This window comes from Flavobacterium bizetiae, assembly GCF_024271895.1.
Lineage (GTDB): Bacteria > Bacteroidota > Bacteroidia > Flavobacteriales > Flavobacteriaceae > Flavobacterium > Flavobacterium bizetiae.
In genome coordinates this window covers 3,430,849-3,452,408 of record NZ_CP091861.1, presented here as the reverse complement: position 1 = coordinate 3,452,408, position 21,560 = coordinate 3,430,849, and the positions used below count along the sequence as shown (strand labels likewise).

General features: G+C 36.5%; 18 protein-coding genes. 13 read left to right on the top strand and 5 right to left on the bottom strand.

Annotated elements, in window-relative coordinates:
• Positions 1-13: 13 nt before the first annotated feature.
• From L0669_RS14885 to L0669_RS14875, 3 genes are all read left to right on the top strand, one after another.
• The gene (locus L0669_RS14885; protein ID WP_173969737.1) at positions 14-391 is read left to right on the top strand and encodes a winged helix-turn-helix transcriptional regulator; all 378 of its coding nucleotides are present in this window, start codon (positions 14-16) and stop codon (positions 389-391) included.
• A gap of 68 nt (positions 392-459) precedes the next feature.
• Complete coding sequence (locus L0669_RS14880; protein ID WP_263758532.1) at positions 460-891, top strand: DoxX family membrane protein; 432 nt, start codon at positions 460-462, stop codon at positions 889-891.
• A gap of 272 nt (positions 892-1,163) precedes the next feature.
• Entirely contained in the window at positions 1,164-1,379 is a 216-nt protein-coding gene (locus L0669_RS14875) for a hypothetical protein (protein WP_173969735.1), read from the top strand.
• Positions 1,380-1,862: 483 nt separating this feature from the next.
• On the opposite strand, the gene L0669_RS14870 is transcribed toward L0669_RS14875, so the two are convergent.
• Both L0669_RS14870 and L0669_RS14865 read right to left on the bottom strand, forming a co-directional pair.
• On the bottom strand, positions 1,863-3,125 hold the full coding sequence (locus tag L0669_RS14870; RefSeq protein WP_263758531.1) for a hypothetical protein: 1,263 nt from the start codon (positions 3,123-3,125) through the stop codon (positions 1,863-1,865).
• 25 nt (positions 3,126-3,150) lie between these two features.
• Positions 3,151-5,541 carry a TonB-dependent receptor plug domain-containing protein gene (locus L0669_RS14865; protein WP_263758530.1) on the bottom strand — a complete coding sequence of 797 codons (2,391 nt, stop codon included), beginning with the start codon at positions 5,539-5,541 and terminating at the stop codon, positions 3,151-3,153.
• A 114-nt stretch (positions 5,542-5,655) separates the two neighbouring features.
• Here L0669_RS14865 and L0669_RS14860 point away from each other — a divergent pair, with 114 nt between their 5' ends.
• The 3 genes from L0669_RS14860 (at position 5,656) to L0669_RS14850 (ending at position 8,014) form a co-directional block, all read left to right on the top strand.
• Positions 5,656-6,648 carry a helix-turn-helix domain-containing protein gene (locus L0669_RS14860; RefSeq protein WP_263758529.1) on the top strand — a complete coding sequence of 331 codons (993 nt, stop codon included), beginning with the start codon at positions 5,656-5,658 and terminating at the stop codon, positions 6,646-6,648.
• A 135-nt stretch (positions 6,649-6,783) separates the two neighbouring features.
• Positions 6,784-7,620 carry a sulfite exporter TauE/SafE family protein gene (locus L0669_RS14855; protein WP_263758527.1) on the top strand — a complete coding sequence of 279 codons (837 nt, stop codon included), beginning with the start codon at positions 6,784-6,786 and terminating at the stop codon, positions 7,618-7,620.
• Positions 7,621-7,624: 4 nt separating this feature from the next.
• Complete coding sequence (locus L0669_RS14850; protein WP_263758526.1) at positions 7,625-8,014, top strand: DUF1634 domain-containing protein; 390 nt, start codon at positions 7,625-7,627, stop codon at positions 8,012-8,014.
• Between the two features lie 304 nt (positions 8,015-8,318).
• Here the strand turns inward: L0669_RS14850 and L0669_RS14845 are convergent, their stop codons facing one another.
• Both L0669_RS14845 and L0669_RS14840 read right to left on the bottom strand, forming a co-directional pair.
• Positions 8,319-9,734, bottom strand: coding sequence for an aminotransferase-like domain-containing protein (locus tag L0669_RS14845; RefSeq protein WP_263758525.1), 1,416 nt, complete (start codon positions 9,732-9,734; stop codon positions 8,319-8,321).
• A gap of 56 nt (positions 9,735-9,790) precedes the next feature.
• Positions 9,791-10,183 (bottom strand): hypothetical protein, encoded by a 393-nt coding sequence (locus tag L0669_RS14840; protein WP_263758523.1) that lies wholly within the window; start codon positions 10,181-10,183, stop codon positions 9,791-9,793.
• A 161-nt stretch (positions 10,184-10,344) separates the two neighbouring features.
• Between L0669_RS14840 and L0669_RS14835 the strand changes: the two genes are divergently transcribed.
• Positions 10,345-11,367: an LLM class flavin-dependent oxidoreductase gene (locus L0669_RS14835; protein ID WP_263763952.1), complete on the top strand. Its 1,023-nt coding sequence runs from the start codon at positions 10,345-10,347 to the stop codon at positions 11,365-11,367.
• 155 nt (positions 11,368-11,522) lie between these two features.
• A complete protein-coding gene (locus L0669_RS14830; RefSeq protein ID WP_263758521.1) occupies positions 11,523-12,803 on the top strand; it encodes an acetyl-CoA C-acetyltransferase in 1,281 nt (426 codons plus the stop codon).
• Between the two features lie 346 nt (positions 12,804-13,149).
• On the opposite strand, the gene L0669_RS14825 is transcribed toward L0669_RS14830, so the two are convergent.
• On the bottom strand, positions 13,150-13,761 hold the full coding sequence (locus L0669_RS14825) for an FMN-dependent NADH-azoreductase (protein ID WP_263758520.1): 612 nt from the start codon (positions 13,759-13,761) through the stop codon (positions 13,150-13,152).
• Positions 13,762-13,869: 108 nt separating this feature from the next.
• On the opposite strand from L0669_RS14825, the gene L0669_RS14820 reads away from it, so the two are divergent.
• From L0669_RS14820 to L0669_RS14800, 5 genes are all read left to right on the top strand, one after another.
• Positions 13,870-14,247, top strand: a complete 378-nt coding sequence (locus tag L0669_RS14820) for a winged helix-turn-helix transcriptional regulator (RefSeq protein WP_173969725.1) — start codon at positions 13,870-13,872, stop codon at positions 14,245-14,247.
• A gap of 137 nt (positions 14,248-14,384) precedes the next feature.
• Positions 14,385-15,488, top strand: coding sequence for a hypothetical protein (locus L0669_RS14815; protein ID WP_263758519.1), 1,104 nt, complete (start codon positions 14,385-14,387; stop codon positions 15,486-15,488).
• A 155-nt stretch (positions 15,489-15,643) separates the two neighbouring features.
• On the top strand, positions 15,644-18,565 hold the full coding sequence (locus tag L0669_RS14810) for a PQQ-dependent sugar dehydrogenase (protein WP_263758518.1): 2,922 nt from the start codon (positions 15,644-15,646) through the stop codon (positions 18,563-18,565).
• A 158-nt stretch (positions 18,566-18,723) separates the two neighbouring features.
• The gene (locus L0669_RS14805; protein WP_263758516.1) at positions 18,724-20,634 is read left to right on the top strand and encodes a fumarate reductase/succinate dehydrogenase flavoprotein subunit; all 1,911 of its coding nucleotides are present in this window, start codon (positions 18,724-18,726) and stop codon (positions 20,632-20,634) included.
• A 102-nt stretch (positions 20,635-20,736) separates the two neighbouring features.
• A complete protein-coding gene (locus L0669_RS14800) occupies positions 20,737-21,483 on the top strand; it encodes a succinate dehydrogenase/fumarate reductase iron-sulfur subunit (protein ID WP_263758515.1) in 747 nt (248 codons plus the stop codon).
• The last annotated feature ends 77 nt before the right edge of the window (positions 21,484-21,560 follow it).

The window sequence follows — 21,560 nt, the reverse complement described above, 5'->3', positions numbered from 1 at the left end:
AAAGTATGCACAAATGACAGCAATCAAAGAATCGTCGACTATTCAGGAAAATAAGCAGTATGCCTTAGAACAATGCCCTGTAACTTATGTAATGGAAAAAATTGGCGGTTATTGGAAACCCATTATTATCTACCATCTTTCTGGCGGAAGCAAACGTTACAGCGAATTAAAAAGAGCCATTCCGGCAGTGACCGAAAAAATGCTCATTCAGCATCTCAAACAACTCGAAGCAGATAATCTCGTTATTCGCGAAGCAAAACCAGTTGTTCCTCCTTTTGTAACCTATAAACTTAGTAATGCAGGAAAAGGCTTAATGCCCGTTATCGAAGCTATGGCAACATGGGCTTTTAAGGATAAAGAGGATGGATTTAAGTCGGAATCTGGGCTGTAGTATTTATAAAAACTGGACTATACAGTTACTTGCCATCTTATTATATTTACGTAAAAATACATCCAAAAATGAAAAACATATCAATACCACAAGCAGGTTTAATTTTACGAATAGTTTTAGGAATCACAATGCTTTCGGCCGTTGCGGACCGCTTCGGACTTTGGGGCGCGCCGGGTGATCCGGGAGTTGCATGGGGAAATTGGGAAAACTTTATCACCTATACCCACACACTAAATCCCTTTGTAAGCACTTCTGTTGCAGGAATTTTAGGCGCTTTAGCCACCTTCTTCGAAATAACATTTGGAGTTTCACTAATCATCGGATTCAAAACAAAATATGCCGCTTTGGGAACTGCCGGATTAATGCTTCTTTTCGCAATCTCCATGGCCGTTTCTGTTGCTGTAAAAGCACCTTTTGACTATTCGGTTCTAACAAGTGCTGCGGCGGCTTTATTGCTTTCTACAATTAGCAGAACTTCTTTTGCAGTCGATAATAAGTAAAAAATTCATTATAATAATTTGTAGCTAATCCAGCCATCCACTATATCTTTTGTGGTTCCCGATAGCTATCGGGACCACCACAAAAGGATGCCGCTGCTGTCTGAGCTATGGCACTCGTTTTCATAAAAACCTTTATTTTAAAGAAAAGCAATTATAATTTTAAAACATTAATAATGAGTATTTTATAAAACAAAATTAAGAATCATGTAAAGGATTAAAAACCTAAACCGCTAATTTTGAAATAATTAATTATTAACGAAATAAATGAAATTATGAAAACGCTAATCAAATCAAAAATCGCATTTCTTTTTATCTTAATCGGACTTTCATTTTCGTGCAAGAAAAATGAAACAATCCCGGCAGACAATACATACGTTGATTCTACCGAAGTAGCAATAGATAGTGTAGACACTGCAATAGACACAGCAACTGTACCAGCAGATACATCTGCTATAAAAAGAGATTCTGTCGCAAAAGCAAAAAAATAGTTCATGATCCTGTTTAGTAAAGGATTCAGACTATTATTTTTATAAAAACTTCATTATTGCAATGGAGTTTTTTTTTGTGGCATTTATTATGAGTACTTTGCTTTTAATGGCACACGGATGACACGGATTCGCTTTGCGAAAGCGCGGATTTACACGGTTTTTTTTATTTTTTTTTACTCATCACAGCTACCCGCAATCTATAGCCGCCCGCAATCTTGTCATCCTGACGAAGGAAGGATCACACACGAGATTCTACAAAGATTGGCAATATAGATTGCGGAGTTTCTAGTGTGATCCTTCCTTCGTCAGGATGACAAACTATACGAGAAAACATTCTTATGAAAACGAGTGCCTTAGCCCCGATAGAAGTGTAAATCCTTTTTATAAAAGCAAAAAAAAACAGAAGCAACTTTCTAAAAAAGTTACTTCTGTCAAAAAAAAATAGTTCCAAATCTAAGCTCTTATTCAGGGCAAAAACAAAATTTAGTCTTTGATAATATTAAATCCTAAGATTCTTCCGCTTTCTTTTAAACGGAAAGTTTCTTTTGTAGCTCCTGAAGTTGGGTTATATTGTGTAACACCAGAGAAACCATCTGTAGCATTGTTCGATAAGAAATAGATTTCTCCGTTATGAATAAATGGATTTTGGTTGCAATAGAAATTATCAACCGGAATATTTAAACGAGTTGCTTTTTTAGAAGTCGCGTCAATTTCGTTCCAGAACCAAACATCGTCTCTGTATTTCACACCATGTTGTCCGCCTCCGTAGTAAGAAACTGCTCTTGAAGGAATTGTAGTGTAAACTTTGTTATTGTAAGCAAACAATCTGTTGAATTCTGCCGGAAATTGGTAGGTCTTCATATCAATTGCAAATGTGGTATCAAACGTAGTGGCGCCGCTTTTAATTCTAAGAATTTTAGACGAATAATCAGCTGGTTGCGTTTTCATATCTCCAACAGTAGCAAAATATAAATCTTTCGTTACCTCATCAAGACTCCATAAAACGTGATCGATAAATACCCCTAAATTCGTAGTTCCAGGCAATTTAGTTACATTTTCGATTTTGTTTGCCGTCAAATCATAAACTACAATTGCAACCTCTTTTGTTACCGGAGTTACCTGCCAGTTTCCTGCTGCTTTAGAACCTAATAATAAGTCTAAGTACAATTTATTATCTCTTTTAGCAATAATCAATTGTCCTACAGATTCAAGCGGTTGCCCTTCTGACAGAGAACTGAAATCAATTTCGCCCGTTCTTTCCATAGTCGACGGATTAAACTTTTGCAATTTCAAACCACCTCTTACTTTATCCCAGTAATATCCTTCAGTAGCACTTGCAATAAGGTAATTGGTTTCGTAAGCGTTAGAAAGAGAAGGCAAAAATCCCTGATCTACCACATTTCCGGCAGCATTGAATCCCATTTTGTTAATTCCCTGCTTCGTGTTCGAAACATCATTTACTTTAAAAAGTGTTTTATCTAAAGTTCTACCTCCACCTGAATAAGCCAATTGAAGAAACGGAAGTCCTGAAAGGTTAATTTCTCTTGATTTATTATCTCTTAAGGCATAAACACCACCACTCCAGTTAGCGGCTCCGTTATAAATAACCCAAGTTTCATTTTTTGGTAAAGTATTGTCTGTGTTACCGTTATCTGTTTTATTATCGTCGTCACTGCTACAAGCAATAACAAGCATACCGGCAGCTAAACCTGCAAGTATAGAACGAAATCTGTTACTCTTTTTCATAATTAATTTTTGATTTATGGTTGATTTAAAAAATTTGATATACTAGTTTAAGGTGGAAAGATCTTCCTGGTTTCTGAACATTAAAATTGTCATACAACTTCGCGTCTCCAATATTGCGGCATTCGGCAGAAACAGTAGTTTTTTGATTCGAAAAATGATAATACACACCAAGATCATTAGAAAATTGTCCCGTTCTTCCATCTTTAGGAATGATCAGAGAAGTCTGAAAATCTTCTACTTTTCCAAATAAAGAAGGCTCTTGATTTTTAGGAATTGCGACTAAGAAAAATCGATGAGTATAATTGGCATTCCAGGTTACATTAAGATTATCTCCGCCTTTAAACAAATCTTTGAAATAAGTATTAACCCAAAAATTTCCAAACAAAAACGGAATATTTGGCACGCGAGAATCTTCAAGATATTTAAAAGTAGCTTCCTTAATATTAACTCTTCTGATATCCTGATAGGTTACATTAAATCCTGTATTTAGCCATTTTACTGGAGAATAATTGGTTTCGAATTCAAAACCTTTTACAATCGAATTTTCATAATTAATGTATCGGCTAAACGGAATATCAAGCTGAAGGAAAATAATATCTTTTACTTTTCTGTAAAAAAGTCCACCCGAAACTGTTAAGCTTTTATTTTCTTCATTAAAAGAATATTGTGCATTTAGATTCAAATTATGACTCTTTTCAGGATCAAGATCTAAGTTTTCTTTTACCAGTCTGGCATCTCCAAAAATTTCATATTCATCCGGTAAACGAGTCGCATATTCGTAGGACATCTTTAGTAAATAATGATCGTTTGACCATTTTAATCCACCCAAATAACCGGGCTGATTGTCATCTTTGGTAGCTTTCCAGGCAAAACCGTAATTATCTGTCGTAAAACCTTCTGTATTATAATGGTAATATTTGGCAGCAATAATACTTTCAACTTTACTGTCGAACCAAAGAGAACGCCAGGCTACAGCCAGATTGTCTTTTTTATAAGTGGCCGGAATCGTTAAAACATCGACACCTTCTATAACCGAAATTGCTCCAAGCGGATCACTTCCTTTGCGTCTTTGATAATACAACATCTCACTAAACTCTAAAAAGTTCCGGTCTGAAAGTTTGTATTCTGCGTTTAATCTTGCCGAAACAAAATTGTATTTCAATCGCTGATCGTTTCCGGTATTAATTTCTCCCGGTTGCATATTTCTCGCGATTATATTGCCGCCCCAGTCATAACGAACGGTTGCTGTATCAATAAATTTGGTATTAAAATGACTGTAATTAGCGAGGAAATTAACCTTTAGTTTATTATCAAAAAATTGCTTTTTGTAATTCACCATTCCGGTATAGTTTTGCTCTTTAGAAAATGCCTGACCATAAACATTAATCATTTGCGCATCGTTCTGAATTTGTTTGTAAAACTCCGAGTAAATCAACGTTAAACGAAAATCATCTGCCCAGGATTTATTTTTTAAACCGATAAAACCCTCGCCGTAAGAAGCACGCGTAAGATCATGAAAACGTTTGGTATCTCTAAATTCCTGCTTGCTTGTATTGATGTCATAAAAAGGTGCATTAACCGTATAATTGTTATCAGAATAATTAAAAGAACCATTAAACCCTCCGTACAACGAATTATTCTTTTTATTTTGAAAGTAAAGATTTGCAGTTGCTCTGTGGGTATTAAAAGAAGCAACTTCATAAGATACCTCAGCGTAGTTTTTATTAGAAGTACGACTTACTAAATTCACTCCACCACCCAAAGCGTCAGAAGCCAGATAAACCGGCATAACGCCTTTGTAAATTTCAACCCTGTCGAGCATATTTACCGGAATTGTACCAAGACTAAACCCGTGCCCGAATAACTCAATTGGAATTCCATCCTTAAAAAAACGAACTGCTTTTCCTTGTAAACCTCCCAGATTTATTTGTACTTGCGAGCCCATGCTTCCGTCAGTTCTTAGTTTTACGCCAGAAGTTCGGTTCAGGATATCGCCAACATCTCCGGCTTTGTCATATTGCTTTTTAAGATCTACAATCTGAACAGAAAAAGGAGATTCTTCTATTTGTTTTTTGACGGTTTTTGATTGTATAACAACTTCTTTTAACTTTGCATCAGCATTAGAAACATCCAAAGTAAATTTGAAATGTTCGTTATCATTACATAAAACCGAAATGGCATGTGTAATTTTTGAAGTTCCGTTTTTTGATAATTCGACTATATGATTTCCGGCAGAAAGCGAAAGTTCTAAAGTTCCGGAACTATTGGTAAGTCCCATTGGTTTATTATCTACCAAAATGGTCGCTCCGGATACAGAGTTTCCAAGATTATCTTCAATATGAATATAAATCGGACAAGCATTTCCGGAGAAAAAACCAACCAATAGCATAAACATAAGGTTTAATTTAATTGTCAAACTGTTTTTATTTAAACTGATTATAAATTATATTTGCAAGTGCAAAAGTATTTGATTACTTATGGATGTACTTATGAAAGTGGAAGTATTAATTATGAATATAGAAGTATAATAATGGCATTTAAAATTGATTCAGATGATTTTGCAGACTTTCTTGAGGTAATTCCTAAAGAACAAACTTTACTTTCAAATCAATTAATTGAAGATGAAAAAGATATAAAGTTCGTAACACCAAAAGGCGATATTTTATATCATGAACAAACCATTACAGAAGACTTATCGATTCTGCAGGGAAATTATCAGCTTCACGATGATGTTGCGATTTCCGGACGAGGGGATTCCTCACTTTTAGAAATGCATTTTAATCTTTCTGATCAGGGAATTGGCTACAAAAACACTACAAATTCTGCTGATTTTGTTGCGCCAATGTCGGGTAATATTACGTTTCTTTCTGCTCAGGATAATCACGCCAAAATTAACTTCAAAAAAAATATCATTTACAATACTTTCGATATTCATCTTCCTCTTGATGTACTTACCAAATATGAGGGAGAATCGAAAGCAATGGATAATTTCCTGAATAATATCCAGAAAAATGTGAGTTCGACTCTGGCAAAAGGCGAAATCAAAATAAGCGCCAAAATATTTGGTGTAATGCAGGATATTAAAAACTGCTTTTATCGCGGACTTACCCGAAAAATCTACATGGAATCTAAAATTTACGAGCTTATTGCCTTAAGCCATTATAGTTTAGATACTGATAAAGAAGCGATGAATTTAGCCGGAAATGACGTTGAAAAAATAAAATTTGCAGCACAATTAATCCGCGAGAATATTGATCATCCTTTTACTATTGTAGAATTGGCCCGCAAAGTTGGCGTAAACCAAACCAAACTCAAAGAAGGTTTTAAAACCGTTTTTGGCGATACGGTTTTTGGCTATCTGCAAGAAATCCGAATGAACAAAGCCAGACATTATCTCTCTGATACATCGCTTTCTATTCAGGAAATCAGCCTTCTTTCAGGTTATCAGAATGTATCCAACTTTAGTATTGCTTTTAAAAGGATTTTTGGCTATCCACCAACGAAATTGAGGTTGAAAGTATAGTAAAATAAAGTAGCCAATTACAAAATCACGATGGCGCTAAAATAACGTTTTCGCATTTTTAAGCTTTATTTAAGCTCCTAAATCTATCACGAACAAATATCAATTCGTAAATTAGCACCAACAAAATTTATCCGAATGACAGTACTTACATTTACCCTGATTATGATTCTTGGTGCTTTTTTAGCAGGTTTTATTGGCTCATTATCAGGCTTGGGTGGCGGAATCATCATAATTCCCCTTTTAACAGTTATTCTTGGCGTCGACATTCATTATGCAATTGGTGCCGCTTTAGTTTCTGTAATCGCAACTTCTTCAGGTTCAGCCGCAGCTTATGTCAGGGAAGGAATCACGAATATGCGACTGGGAATTTTTCTCGAAATTGCTACTACTATCGGAGCTGTTTGCGGAGCTTTACTTTCTACCATCGCTCCTACTTCATTCATAGCTGTATTATTTGGTCTTACTTTGATTTTCTCGGCTATTAATTCGCTTCGAAAAAAAGAAGAACATATTGTTTTAGAATCCTCTCCTTTGGCTAAAAAATTACGACTTGAAGGAACTTATCCTACTCATGACGGACAAGTAGTACATTACGGAACCAAAAACGTAGTGGGTGGTTTTGGAATGATGGGAATCGCCGGAATGATGTCAGGTTTATTGGGTATTGGTTCTGGTGCATTTAAAGTAATTGCGATGGACAATATCATGAGAATTCCTTTTAAGGTTTCGACCACAACAAGTAATTTTATGATGGGTGTTACGGCAATGGCGAGTTCTGTAATCTACATTCAGAAAGGATATATCGAACCAGGAATTTGTATGCCAGTTGTTATTGGTGTTTTGTTTGGGGCTATGGCCGGAGCAAAAGTTTTGGTAAGAACAAACCCTAAAAAACTAAGAATATTTTTTGCGTGCCTGATTTTTGTGCTTGCAGTGAACATGATATATAATGGACTTAATGGAAAAATCTAAGACAATGCAACACGAAAAATTTGGAGAAAAAGATTTTCAATACATCATTGGTAATTTATTGCGTTACGGTGTCTGGATCTCATTGTCAGTCGCTTTTATTGGCGGAATTGTTTATTTGATGGGACACAGCAACGATATCGAAAACTATTCTGTTTTCAAGGAAAATGACCGTAATATATTCGAAGTAATTTCGACCATTTATAACGGAGCTATTCAGGGAAATGGAGAATCATTAATATTTGTTGGGATCATCTTGCTTTTTCTAACGCCTGTATTACGTGTTTTACTATCGCTGTTTTCTTTTATTTTAGAGAAAGATTATCTGTACGTAGTAATCACATTAATCGTTATTTTGATTATTCTGATAAGTGTTTCCTTTGGATTTTCGCATTAGATAAAAAATTATTTGCCACAGATTAAAGGATTGAACAGATAAAAAAATCTTAACTAGACTTGTAATATTACTAAGATTATTCATCGGGTCTATGTATTGTTAGATACAAAATATTGGTAAAACAAAGTACGCGAATAGATATTTGTACCGTTAGGTACAAAATCTTCGTGTAAACTAAATAGAAGAATAAATATAAGATGGATACCAAAAGCCATAATTAACTTTTGTTGCGTACCTACGGCACGCTGACGAATCTTAAACTTTAAAAAGCTACCGATATTTTGTACCTAAAGGCACAAATTATTTAGAGACTATTTTTGACTAATTGTCCCAATCGTTTTAGATCTAATTCCACTTTTTCTTTCCATTCTAAACCAAAATTAAGACGCATACAATTATTGTATTGATCATGTTGCGTAAAAATTCTGCCTGGAGCAAAACCTATTTTTTGCTGAATCGCTTTATCGTACAAAACCGCGGTATCAATACTTTTATCGAGTTCAAGCCATAAAAAAGAACCTCCTTGTGGTTGCGAAATTTTAGTGTTTTCCGGAAAATGATCTTCAATCGTACGCTGAAAATGAAGCGAATTAGTATATAATGTACTCCTTAAATTTCTTAAATGATGATCGTATCTTCCGTGCTCTAAGAAATCGGCAATTACTTCCTGATATAAAGAAGGCATACAAACCGTGTGTGCCATTTTTTGCCTGATGATTTTATCTTTGAATTTCCCCGGTGCCACCCAGCCAACGCGATATCCCGGTGCCAAAGTTTTAGAAACTGATCCGCACCACATGACGATTCCCGCTTCGTCATAATATTTACAAGGCTTTGGCCGAACTGTTCCAAAAAATAAATTACCGTACAAATCATCTTCGATTAAAGGAACATTATGATACGTAAGCAATTCTACCAGTTCTTTTTTATTTTGATCCGGCATTAAACTTCCTAACGGATTACTGAAATTGCTCATAAAACAGCAAACATCAACTTTATGAATCACTTTTTTCAGAGCTTCTAAATCTACTCCGGTTGTAGGATGTGTAGGCAACTCGATAATATTAAGTCCCATATTCTGCGCCACCTGAATGATTCCAAAGTAAACCGGACTTTCAATGGCAATGGTATCACCACGTTTGGTAACCGCCATTAAACAATTGAAAATAGCATTCATAGCTCCCGAAGTCGTTACAAAATCGTCTTCAGTCAATTTTCCTTCTAATACAATAGCCCATTTTGCGACATTACGTCTCAAATTCGCACTTCCCTGAACAGGTTCGTAACTTGTACCACTTTCGGCCAGATTGCGTACCACTTTTGCAAGACCTTTATTCAATTTGGCAATAGGCAGCAAACTCGGATCAGGAACTCCAATCGAAAATCGGGTAATATCTTTATCGCTCAAACTATCAAAAACCTTTGTGATTAAATCCTCCGAAGTTGTTTTTTCTTCCGATAATTTAAGCTTATTCATAGAAGGAATTAACAGCTTTCTATTAGAAGTTTTACTCACATAAAATCCTGATTTTGGGCGGGATTCTATCAGCGATTTGCTTTCTAATTCTAAAAATGACTGTTTTATGGTATTCAAACTTACATCGTGCAATTTTTGCAAGGCACGAATAGAAGGCAGCTTATCCCCGATTTTTAAAGTCTCGGAGAAAATCTGCTCTTCGATAATATTTGCAATTTTTAAGTATAAAATCTCTTTTGCCATTTCTTGGAATCTGTATCTGGTAAATTTACGAAAATTACATCTGTAACCATCTGGTATTAATTACAACTATTTAACCAATTTGATAATCTGTCGATAGCATTTTGAAGTTTAATCGTGCGTGTTTCCGGATCTGCAAACATCGAATCAAACGTTTTTTGGGCATGAAATTTTAAATCGTGCTCCGCTTCGATACTGTAAAATTCTTTTTCCCAATACGAATTAATTTCAGTTTCCCCTGCTTTATTAGGTATTACAAATGCATAACCAATTACTCGATTTTCGAAGCAAGCAATGCTTAAAGGAAGTCCAAAATGATTCGTAAAAGGCGATAATCCTGTTTTAAAATCATCATGATCATGCTTCTTATTCTGATAAATATTTACAACAGATTGTAATGAAGACACATCGATTGGATTAAATTGAATGTTGGTGGTAGTAGTGGTATCCATTGCTATAGTTGTTTAAATTCTATTCAAAATTACTACTCAAAAACAGCGGGACACAGATACAAAAATCATTTAATTTCAGGGTACAGATGATAAATTAATTACGATTCTTTAAAGTACCATTTCATAACAGAAAAAATAAAATTTAATATCTTTACTATATGATAGAAATTGGTATAGACAGTTTTGCTTCGGCAATGTACGGAGACAACAACACTTTGAGTAGTGTCGATGCGATGGAACAATTATTACAAAGAATCGAACTGGCGGATCAGGCTGGTCTTGACGTTTTTGGAATTGGAGAACATCATAAAAAAGAGTTTTTAGATTCGGCTACAGCCGTAATATTAGGTGCTGCTGCTGCACGAACCAAACGCATACGATTAGCAAGTGCTGTTTCGGTTTTAAGTGCTGCTGATCCGGTCAGGTTGTACCAAAATTTCTCTACGCTCGATTTAATATCAAAAGGAAGAGCCGAAATTGTAGTAGGCCGCGGATCTGCCATTGAAGCTTATCCCCTTTTTGGTTATAGCCTAAATGATTACGATGCACTTTTTAGCGAGAAATTAGACCTTCTTTTACAAATTAGAGATAATGAGTTTATTACCTGGTCCGGAAAATTTCGTCCGGCTTTGAATAATCTCCCAATATATCCCAGAGCTTTACAGGAAAAATTACCTATCTGGCTAGGCGTTGGCGGAACTCCTGAATCTTTTGTAAGAGCAGGATCGCTGGGCTTGCCTTTGATGGTGGCTGTTATTGGCGGACAAACGTATCGTTTTAAACCTTTGGTCGATTTGTATCGCGAAGCCGGAAAAGCCGCAGGTTACAAACCCGAAGAACTTAAAGTAGGTTTACACTCCCCAGGTTATGCAAGTAATACAACTCAAAAAGCGATCGAAGAATATTATCCCGGTTATGCTGAACTTTGGACAAAATTAGGAAGAGAACGCGGTTGGCCCCCTGTAACCAAAGACAAATTTGATATGCTAATTGACGATCAGGGTGTTTTAGTTGTAGGTGATCCTGAACGTATTGCCGAGAAAATTTTACGTCACAGCGAATCATTAGGCGGAATTTCGAGATTTACTTTCCAAATGGATAATGCCGGACTTACGCACACACAATTAATGAATGCTATAGAACTTATAGGATCAAAAGTGATTCCCTTGATTCATAAAGCATAAATAGATTTTAGCCCACGGATATCGCAGGTTTAAACGGATTGACACAGATTTTTTTATTTTTAATAAATCCTATAATAACCTTTATTAATAAAACTCTGAGTCTTTGAACCTCTGAAGCTTTGAACCTTTGAGCCTAAAAAACAAAAATCTAAACTATGAATACCACACATACAGTTAGAAAAGTTGCTATTGTTGGATACAACCGAATTCCGTTTGCCCGAGCCAATACCGCTTACGCCAATGTTGGAAATCAGCAAATGATGACGGCCGCGCTTGACGGACTTATCGAGAAATACCATCTAAAAGGAAAATTATTAGGCGAAGTCGCCGGAGGAGCTGTAATTAAACACACTTATGATAATAACCTCATTAGAGAATGTGTTATGAAAACTTCGCTGAACCCTGCAACTCCTGCCTGCGATTTGCAACAAGCTTGTGATACCGGAATAGAAAGTGCTATTTATATCGCCAATAAAATTGCTTTGGGTCAAATAGAATCTGGTATTGCCGGTGGTGTAGATTCTATTAGTGATATGCCAATTGCGGTGAGCGAAAAACTGAGAAAGATTTTACTGAATGCCCGAAAAGCAAAATCATTGGGAGAAAAAATCAAGCTGTTTCTACAACTTCGCCCTAAAGATTTATCGCCTTTGGTTCCTAAAAACGAAGAATCGCAAACCGGACTTTCAATGGGCGGACATACTGAAATTACAGCAAAACATTATCAGATTTCCCGTGAAGATCAGGACAATCTCGCACTTAAAAGTCATTTGAATATGGCAAAAGCTTACGACGAAGGTTTTTTTGACGATATGATTACTCCTTTTAACGGACTGGATAAAGACAATAATCTTAGAAAAGACAGTACGATTGAAAAATTGGCCAAACTAAATCCTGCTTTTGATAAAATAAACGGAACGCTTACAGCAGGAAATTCGACTCCGCTTACAGATGGAGCATCTTGCATACTTTTGGCCAGCGAAGAATGGGCAAAGGAACAAGGACTTCCCATTTTAGCTTACATTACTTTTGCTGAAATCGCTGCTATCGAATATGTCAAAAACCAACAAAATCTACTGTTAGCTCCCTTATTTGCTGCCAGCAGAATGCTCGAAAAAGCCAACTTAAATCTACAGGATTTCGATTATTATGAAATTCACGAAGCTTTTGCTGCTCAGGTTCTTGCCACTTTAAAAATATGGGAAAGCTCCGAATTAAGCGCACAATTAGGACTAAAGAAAACTCTTGGAGCAATCGACAGAAATAAATTGAATGTAAAAGGAAGCAGTCTCGCCGCAGCGCATCCCTTTGCCGCAACCGGAGGAAGAATCATTGGAGTTATGGCAAAATTATTAAATGAAAAAGGTTCCGGAAGAGGATTTATCTCTATTTGTGCTGCCGGAGGACAAGGTGTTACTATGATAATTGAGAAATAATAATTTACTCCAATATTCGTTTTTTTTGTGATGCAAGCTCTTTTGTCATCCTGATTGCTAATGATAAAACCAAATCTTTTTTTCAGGAGCTAATCCCGCTATACGTTACAATCTTTTGTGGCGAACACCGCCACAAAAGGATTTTCACTGCTATCGGGGCTAGGGGCATCATTTTCATAATAATATTTTCGGCTAGTTTGTCATCCCGAGGAACGAGGAATGACAATGAGTGATGCTAAATCTCATTAAGAAAAAACTTCATATAAAACCCAACAGTTTCTAATGAAAAAGACTGTCGGGTTTATTGCATACGAAAATGTCCAACCCTCGTATTATTGTTTTCAATTTAGAAAGCAAATTCTTCAACCGCCGCCAAAGCATTTGGTAAAGCACTATCAGCAAAATCAGGAATTGCAGTTCCTTCTACGCGAAAAGTCGTAACATCAGTTATTCCTAAAAAGCCCAAAACTACGCGCAAATACGGCTCTGCAAAATCATAACTTTTGTACGGACCATCAGAAAACACAGCTCCCGAAGCAACCGATAAATATACTTTTTTACCGCTTATTAAGCCTTTTGGTCCATTCTCATCATAACTGAACGTTTTTCCTGCTCTAGCTACCTGATCGATCCATCCTTTTAGCAATGCCGGAATTCCAAAATTATAAATAGGAACCCCGATAACGATAATGTCAGCTTCCAGTAAATCTGTAATCGCATCGTCAGAAAGTTTAATAGATTCCACTTGTGCACTTGTATGTGCCTCTTCAGGAGTATAAAATGCATTCAGCTGCACTTCATTCAAATATGGCAAAGGCGTTTTAGAAAGATCAAAAGTTTGTACTACGCTTGCCGGATATTCTTTAGCCAGTTTTTCAATAACTGCATTTGATAATTTATTACTAAAAGAAGCATCTCCTTTGATGCTTGTCACTATATTCAGAATCTTTTTGCTCATTTTTATAACTATTTTGTTTTATGATACAAACTTATATACATTTGCTATCTCTTTTATAGTACTATCCTCAAGGATAGCGCTATCCTTGAGGATAGTAACGCAATACATATGAAAACAAAGAGCGAAATAACTGAAGAAATGGGTTGTAATGGTCAGCCTGAAGAATGTCTTGCAGCATTATTACCGGTAAGAGATGCATTAGAAGTTTTAAGCGGCAGATGGAAACTGCCCATTTTAATAGCATTATCCAACAGGCCAAAACGATTTAAGGAAATTTCAAAAGATATAAACGGAATTACAGACAAAATGCTTTCGAAAGAACTTAAAGATCTCGAAATAAACAAACTCGTTACGAGAACCGTTTATGATACGTTTCCGCCAACTGTTGAATACGCACGAACAGAACACAGCCACACTTTATATAATGTAATTGGTGCATTAAACGAATGGGGAACTTTACACCGCAAAGAAATTATTGGTCACTAAATAATTTCGCAAAATCTAAACCCGACAAGTATTAAAAAACTGTCGGGTTTAATTTTTTAATAAAAACTGTAACAAAATCAAAAAATAAGTCTCTATAGTAAAAAAGTCATTATAAACTCAACCTTATATCCTTTATTATGAGAACCTTAAAATCAGTTACTTTACTTCTTTTTACTTTGATTTCATTATCGGAAATACATGCTCAATCGACTCAAAATGACAGCATAAAACTCGATTATACCAAGATTTATTCTCTTGCATTAGACGGAAATCCTGTATTGGCTTTGCCATTATTAGAAATAGATCCATCAAAAAAAATAGCAACAAAAGATTTACAATTCAAAACCAATTTTGAAAACCGTTTTAAGTTCAAAAACGATCAAAGTGATTTCCTGGAAACCCGAAAATCTAAAATAGATCAATTATTAAAAATCTACAGAGATTACTGGCGATTTTCATTTTTAAATAAAGAAAAGAAAAACGACACGCTGATCATGAAAAATGTATCTGATTTTCTTAGAAAAAACTTTCCATCGGCAGAAAAACTAACTCTTAATGAAGACAGCATCAATGTCTATCAAAAAAAATACATTGCCAGTTTAGGTTATCATACCACAGGATTTGGAAAAACAGGAGGTCTTTATGATTTATTAGTTTGGAAAACAGAAAAAGACACTATCTATAAACTCAATTATGACGGAAAAGAAACGCCTGTAAAAGTTTATTTTATGGATGATTTTATAACGCTCGGCTGGAGCGAATATGCCACTTTGGGACGTTATTATCCTGCTGGCTGGGCCACCAAAGAAGCTTTGTTTTGCGTAAAAAAATCATACGATTTAAAATCGGAAACCTTTAGAGTAAGTTATATTGGCCATGAAGGCAGACATTTTGCTGATTATAAATTATTTCCCAATTTAAAAGGAGTCGGTTCTGCCGATTTAGAATACCGCGGAAAATTGACCGAATTGTCCCTTTACTCTCCCGATGGACTTTATAAAAGAATTCAGTTTTTTATTAATAATGGTAATTACGATAGCGAAAATGGTCATTCGATTGCTGCTTTTTGTGTCATCAGAGATTTATCGAGAGTATTATTTCATAACGATTACGAAAAAGATTTAGAAAAATGGAAAGCAATTCCATCAAAAAAAATAAATGAAGCTGCAGCTAAAATTCTCGAAGAAAACACAAAATCATTACAGAAAATTCCGAATGTAGAAAAATTTATCAAACAATAATTTTGACTAAAGAATACATCAAATCCTTACACAAAACCACCAAAACAACTAATAATCAATATTTTGCAAAATAAAGATAATATCAAAAACTAAAATAATTATAAAGAAAAAGGTTAAATTTGGTTACCCAAATTATAAATTCATTCTGAATAATTATGAAAAAAAATCTACTCAAAAAATTTAAAAAGAAGTCATTTCAGCATATATTCTATGCTTTTTTTCTCTTGCTGTCATGGCAGGGAAACTGTCAATATATTACGCAAAACCTTGCTCCTACAGCTGTAATAAAAGAAGGTTTAGCTTTAGAACAAGCTCCTGACGGACGAATATTTATTGCCGAAAGAGCGGGTATTGTAAAAGTATTTCAGAATAACGCCGTTTCTACTGTTTTTACCGTAAATACCATTACAGATAAAGAACAAGGATTATTAGGCTTAACACTACATCCTGACTTTGCAACAAACGGTTATATTTATGTGTTTTACGCCATTCTTGATGGTGCAGTAATCCGACACAGAATAGAAAGAATACAAGTAAACAATACCAATCAGGTTTTAGGCAGACAGGAAATCTTATTGTTAGAACCTATTGGTCAGGGTTTTCATAATGGTGGCGATCTAAAATTCTTTAACGGATTTTTGTACATAACCGTTGGAGACAGTCAGGTGGATACGAATGCTCAAAATCTGGATACTTATAAAGGAAAAATCCTAAGAGTTACTGAAGACGGGCAACCTGCACCCGGAAATCCGTTTTACGGAAGCGGTTCTGTGCAAAGACAAAGTATCTGGGTTTATGGTTTTAGAAATCCTTTTAGACTTGTAGCCAATAAAAAAGTCAATAAATTATATGTTCTGGATGTTGGAACTTCATGGGAAGAAATCAATGAAATCAGCAATCCAACTATTCGCAACTACGCCTGGGGACATCCGCAAGGTGGCGACGGGAAACAAACCGAAATTAATTTATTTACCAACCCTATTTTTACCTACGCGACCGGAAGCATAGGAAACGCGCTGACCAACGGTCTTTTATACAATCCGGATACGCCGCGTTACCCTAATCTTGAAGGAAAATTTATTATAAAGGATTACGTTCGAAATGAAATTCGTTCTTTCGATCCAAACATTGCTGATCCCGTTTCAACTGAATTTTATTTCGCACCGCAAAAACAGGCATTAGGAATGACGTTAGGCAATGATGGATATATTTATTATTGTTCCTATGAAAATAACGGAGCCTTGATCAAACTCGATTATATTGCAACAGCCGCACCTACGATCGTAAATCATCCGTTGTCTCAAACCATCATGCAAACTACGCCCGTTACTTTTACAGTTTCGGCAAGTGGCGTAGGACTTGGTTATCAGTGGCAATTTAATAATGTTAATATTCCCGGAGCTACTACAGCAAGCTATACAATTGCCAATGTTTTACCAGCAAATGCCGGAAATTACAGAGTTATTGTAACCAATACGGCCGGAAGCGCCACCAGTAACCCTGCTACCCTAACCGTTACACCTTTTAATAATACACCAACCGTTACGATCGTTTCTCCGTTACCAACTTTAAAATGGAACGCTGACGATATAGTAGCTTTTGAAGCTAATGCCACCGATGTCGAAGACGGAAATCTTCCTGCAAGTGCTTATTCCTGGAGTATTGATCTTTTTCATGAAGATATTCCGGGAGCCGGACATTCACATCCCGGTGCAAGTCCGCAGGGCGTGAAATCAGGTACTTTTACAGCGGGTAACCAAGGCGAAAAAACACCAAACATTTGGTACCGTTTTACCGTAAAAGTAACCGACAGTAATGGCCTTACAGGATCTGCTTTTGTAGATATTAAACCTAATTTAATTGATGTAACGGTAACAAGTACTCCGGCTTTATTAGGTTTAGAATTCAACCAAAAACCAGTTACAGCACCAGCGACCAGAAAAGTAGTTGCCAATGCCAGCGTACAAACCTTAAATGCCCCAACTCCGCAATATGTGGGTAATATCAGATACGATTTTGACCATTGGAATCATGGCGGAGCAGCCAATCAAACCTTTAAGGCTCCTGCAACAGGAACTGCCACTTATACCGCTGTTTATACGGCAACAACATTGCCTAATGCACCTTATTTAGGAGTTATTGCACAAATTCCGGGAGTTATCGAAGCCGAAAATTATGATATAGGAACCGGCGCTTATTTTGACAGCAATGGCGGCGGTGATACTGCGTACAGACCTGGCGACGGCGTAGGAACAGAAGTTTGTAACGAAGGTGGTTTTAATATCTCGTATGTAGCCAAAAATGAATGGCTTAAATACACCGCAAAAGTAAATACGACTGCCAATTATACCATCAATTTTAGAGTTTCCTCTCCTTATGCCAACCGAAAAATTCGTATTGAAGTGGATGGTGTAAACGTTACCGGAACTATTAATTTACCCAATACAGGAGGTTTTCAAAACTGGCAAACCGCAAGTATTTCGAATATTCCGTTAACGCAGGGTACGCGTACTATTACCCTATTTTTTGAAGAAGGCGATATCAATATTAATAAAATGGAATTTGTACTGACCGGAGGAACTACTGCTCCAATCGCAGATTATGAGGTAAGTCCGCAAACGGGATGTCTCAATGCGCCTGTTATTTTTGAATCTGTTTCTATAGGTACGGTAGATAATTATCTTTGGAATTTTGGTGAAGGTGCACAACCTGCTACTGCAACAGGAGTTGGTCCGCATACTGTAATTTACGGAACAGAAGGAGTTAAAAACGTTTCTTTAACCGTTAGTAATTCAGTAGGAAGCAGTACTAAAAACAACTCCCCTTTTACTGTTCGTAATTGTAATCTTGGAGTTGAAATTCCAAACGAACAATCGAATAAAATTACGGTGTACCCAAATCCTTCAACTGGTATATTTCACCTATCGAAAGAGCTGGAATGGAGTGTTTATTCGCCTTTAGGAACTAAAATAAAACAAGGAAAAGGAAATGTAATTTCTATTTCAGAACATCCGTCAGGAATTTATTTTGTAAAAGTAAACGGTACTACTAAATCTATTCCTGTTAGTAAACAATAATATTTCCCTTTTGGGATCATCCTCTTTAGCACATAGATTCTAATTTTAAAATTAGATCTGTGTGCTATTTTTTTTACCCATTTTTCTATTTCAAAACTCGATATTTTGTAGTAAATTACAGCTTCTTAAAGATAAGTTTCATTTTAAATACAATAAAAATGATAGACTCAAAAATACCTGAAGGCCCTTTAGCAGAAAAATGGAATACTTATAAAGCCAAAGCTAAACTTGTAAATCCGGCCAACAGAAAAAAACTCAACATTATAGTGGTAGGAACTGGTCTTGCAGGTGCTTCTTGTGCGGCATCATTAGCAGAACAAGGTTATAACATTCAGTCATTTTGTTTTCAGGATTCTGCCCGAAGAGCACATTCTGTTGCAGCACAAGGTGGTGTAAATGCGGCCAAAAACTACAAAAATGATGGCGACAGCACCTATAGAATGTTTTACGATACCATAAAAGGTGGCGATTTCAGATCTCGTGAAGCCAATGTTTACCGTCTTGCTGAATGTTCAGCAGCTTTAATCGATCATGCTGTGGCGCAAGGCGTTCCGTTTGCAAGAGAATATGCGGGATATCTTAATAACAGATCTTTTGGAGGTGTTCAGGTTTCGAGAACTTTCTACGCTCGCGGACAAACCGGACAGCAACTTTTATTAGGAGCTTATCAGGGTTTATTACGTCAGGTTTCTTTAGGAAAAGTCGCGTTGCATACCCGTCACGAAATGCTCGAATTGGTAGTCATTGACGGAAAAGCAAAAGGTATTATCGCCAGAAATCTGGAAACCGGAGAACTGGAACGTCATGTTGCAGATGCTGTAGTTTTGGCTTCCGGAGGTTATGGCAAAGTCTATTATCTTTCGACATTGGCAATGGGCTGCAATAGCTCTGCTATTTGGAGAGCGCATAAAAAAGGCGCTTATATGGCGGGCGTGAGCTGGATTCAGTTTCACCCTACTTCCCTTCCGCAACACGGAGCCAATCAATCTAAACTTACGTTAATGTCGGAATCGCTTCGAAATGACGGCCGAATCTGGGTACCTAAAAAAGCCCAGGACGATCGAAATCCCAATACAATTCCAGAAGATGAACGAGATTATTATCTGGAACGTAAATATCCTTCTTTTGGAAATCTGGCTCCAAGAGATATTTCATCAAGAGCCGCAAAAGAACAAATCGATGCAGGACATGGCGTTGGACCAATGAAAAATGCGATCTATCTCGATTTTTCCGCTGCCATAAAAGCGCAGGGAAAAGATACGATCGAAGCCAAATACAGTAACCTTTTTGCTATGTACGAGAAGATTACCGGAATCAATGCTTACAAAGAACCGATGCTTATTTCACCTTCGGCACATTTTACGATGGGCGGTCTTTGGGTCGATTATGAATTAATGACTACAATTCCTGGTTTATTTGCGTTGGGCGAAGCTAATTTTGCCGATCATGGCGCAAACCGATTAGGTGCAAATTCATTACTACAGGCTTGTGTCGACGGTTATTTTATTGCACCATATACCATCCCTAATTATTTGGCAGGAGAATTAAACGCTCCAAAATTAAATACAAATCATCCTGCATTTGATGAAGCCGAAAAATCAGTCAGAGCACAATTAGATCGATTTCTGAATAGTAAAGGAACGCTTTCTACAGATTATTTTCATAAAAAAATAGGCCGATTATTATACGAAAAATGCGGTCTTTCGAGAAGTAAAGAAAAACTCGAAGAAGCCATCGAAGAAATTAAAGCCTTAAAAGCTTCTTTCGAAAAAGACTTATTAATTACAGGAGACGATACTTTGAACAGCGAACTTGAAAAAGCCGGACGCATCTCTGATTATATAGAATTGGCAGAATTAATGTGTTACGATGCTTTACAAAGAGAAGAATCCTGCGGAGCACACTTCCGTGAAGAATACCAGACGCCAGATGGCGAAGCAGTTCGAAACGACGAAGATTTCTGTTATGTTTCGGCCTGGGAATGGAAAGGAAAAGGACATCGGCCGGAATTACACAAAGAGCCTCTCGTATTCGAATCGGTTGAATTGGCAGTTAGAAGTTATAAATAATTATTAATTGTTAATTATAAATTATTAATTAACAATCCATAAATCTCAATTTCACAACTTACAGACAATTCATAATTAACAATTTATAATTCATAATTAACTATGAAACTATATCTTAAAATATGGCGACAACTTAACGCTTCCGCGAAAGGAGAAATGGTAAATTACGAAATCGACGAAGTTTCTGAACATATGTCTTTTCTGGAAATGCTCGATCTTTTGAACGAATCTTTAATTCAGAAAAAAGAACGCGTCATCGAATTTGATCACGATTGCAGAGAAGGAATTTGCGGACAATGCGGCGTTATGATTGACGGAAGAGCACACGGACCTTTAAAAAATACAACAACTTGCCAGCTTCATATGCGAAGTTTTAAAGATGGAGATACCATTTATATCGAGCCTTTTCGAGCCAAAGCTTTTCCGGTGCTACGAGATTTAAAAATCGATAGGTCTGCTTTTGATGCTATTATTGAATCCGGAGGTTTTATTGGCACTGCTACAGGTCAGGCGCCTGAAGCCAATACTATCCCGATCTCATACGAAACCGCCGAAGCCGCTTTTGATGCCGCCGCTTGTATTGGTTGTGGCGCTTGCGTGGCCACTTGTAAAAACGCAAGTGCAGCTTTGTTTGTTGGTGCTAAAATAACGCATCTGGCTTTGCTTCCGCAAGGAAAAATAGAAGCGTCAAAAAGGGTTTTAAACATGGTTCAGCAAATGGATCAGGAAGGTTTTGGAAATTGTTCTGATACCAGAGCCTGCGAAATCGAATGCCCGCAAGGAATTTCGATTCTTTCAATCGCCAAAATGAATGCGGAATATACTAAGGCTTTGATTTTTAGGAAGTGATATTATAGAAAAAAGAATCTCGCAAAGTCGCAGAGACGCAAAGTTTTTTGTTTTTAAATTTTAAGCTTTGCGTCTCT

Coding starts and splice junctions, on each gene's coding strand:
- L0669_RS14850 (WP_263758526.1), top strand. CDS start 7,625: ATGCAACACGAAAAATTTGGAGAAAAAGATTTTCAATACATCATTGGT.
- L0669_RS14880 (WP_263758532.1), top strand. CDS start 460: ATGAAAAACATATCAATACCACAAGCAGGTTTAATTTTACGAATAGTT.
- L0669_RS14805 (WP_263758516.1), top strand. CDS start 18,724: ATGATAGACTCAAAAATACCTGAAGGCCCTTTAGCAGAAAAATGGAAT.
- L0669_RS14845 (WP_263758525.1), bottom strand. CDS start 9,734: ATGGCAAAAGAGATTTTATACTTAAAAATTGCAAATATTATCGAAGAG.
- L0669_RS14800 (WP_263758515.1), top strand. CDS start 20,737: ATGAAACTATATCTTAAAATATGGCGACAACTTAACGCTTCCGCGAAA.
- L0669_RS14840 (WP_263758523.1), bottom strand. CDS start 10,183: ATGGATACCACTACTACCACCAACATTCAATTTAATCCAATCGATGTG.
- L0669_RS14820 (WP_173969725.1), top strand. CDS start 13,870: ATGAAAACAAAGAGCGAAATAACTGAAGAAATGGGTTGTAATGGTCAG.
- L0669_RS14860 (WP_263758529.1), top strand. CDS start 5,656: ATGGCATTTAAAATTGATTCAGATGATTTTGCAGACTTTCTTGAGGTA.
- L0669_RS14885 (WP_173969737.1), top strand. CDS start 14: ATGACAGCAATCAAAGAATCGTCGACTATTCAGGAAAATAAGCAGTAT.
- L0669_RS14825 (WP_263758520.1), bottom strand. CDS start 13,761: ATGAGCAAAAAGATTCTGAATATAGTGACAAGCATCAAAGGAGATGCT.
- L0669_RS14810 (WP_263758518.1), top strand. CDS start 15,644: ATGAAAAAAAATCTACTCAAAAAATTTAAAAAGAAGTCATTTCAGCAT.
- L0669_RS14815 (WP_263758519.1), top strand. CDS start 14,385: ATGAGAACCTTAAAATCAGTTACTTTACTTCTTTTTACTTTGATTTCA.
- L0669_RS14830 (WP_263758521.1), top strand. CDS start 11,523: ATGAATACCACACATACAGTTAGAAAAGTTGCTATTGTTGGATACAAC.
- L0669_RS14870 (WP_263758531.1), bottom strand. CDS start 3,125: ATGAAAAAGAGTAACAGATTTCGTTCTATACTTGCAGGTTTAGCTGCC.
- L0669_RS14875 (WP_173969735.1), top strand. CDS start 1,164: ATGAAAACGCTAATCAAATCAAAAATCGCATTTCTTTTTATCTTAATC.
- L0669_RS14855 (WP_263758527.1), top strand. CDS start 6,784: ATGACAGTACTTACATTTACCCTGATTATGATTCTTGGTGCTTTTTTA.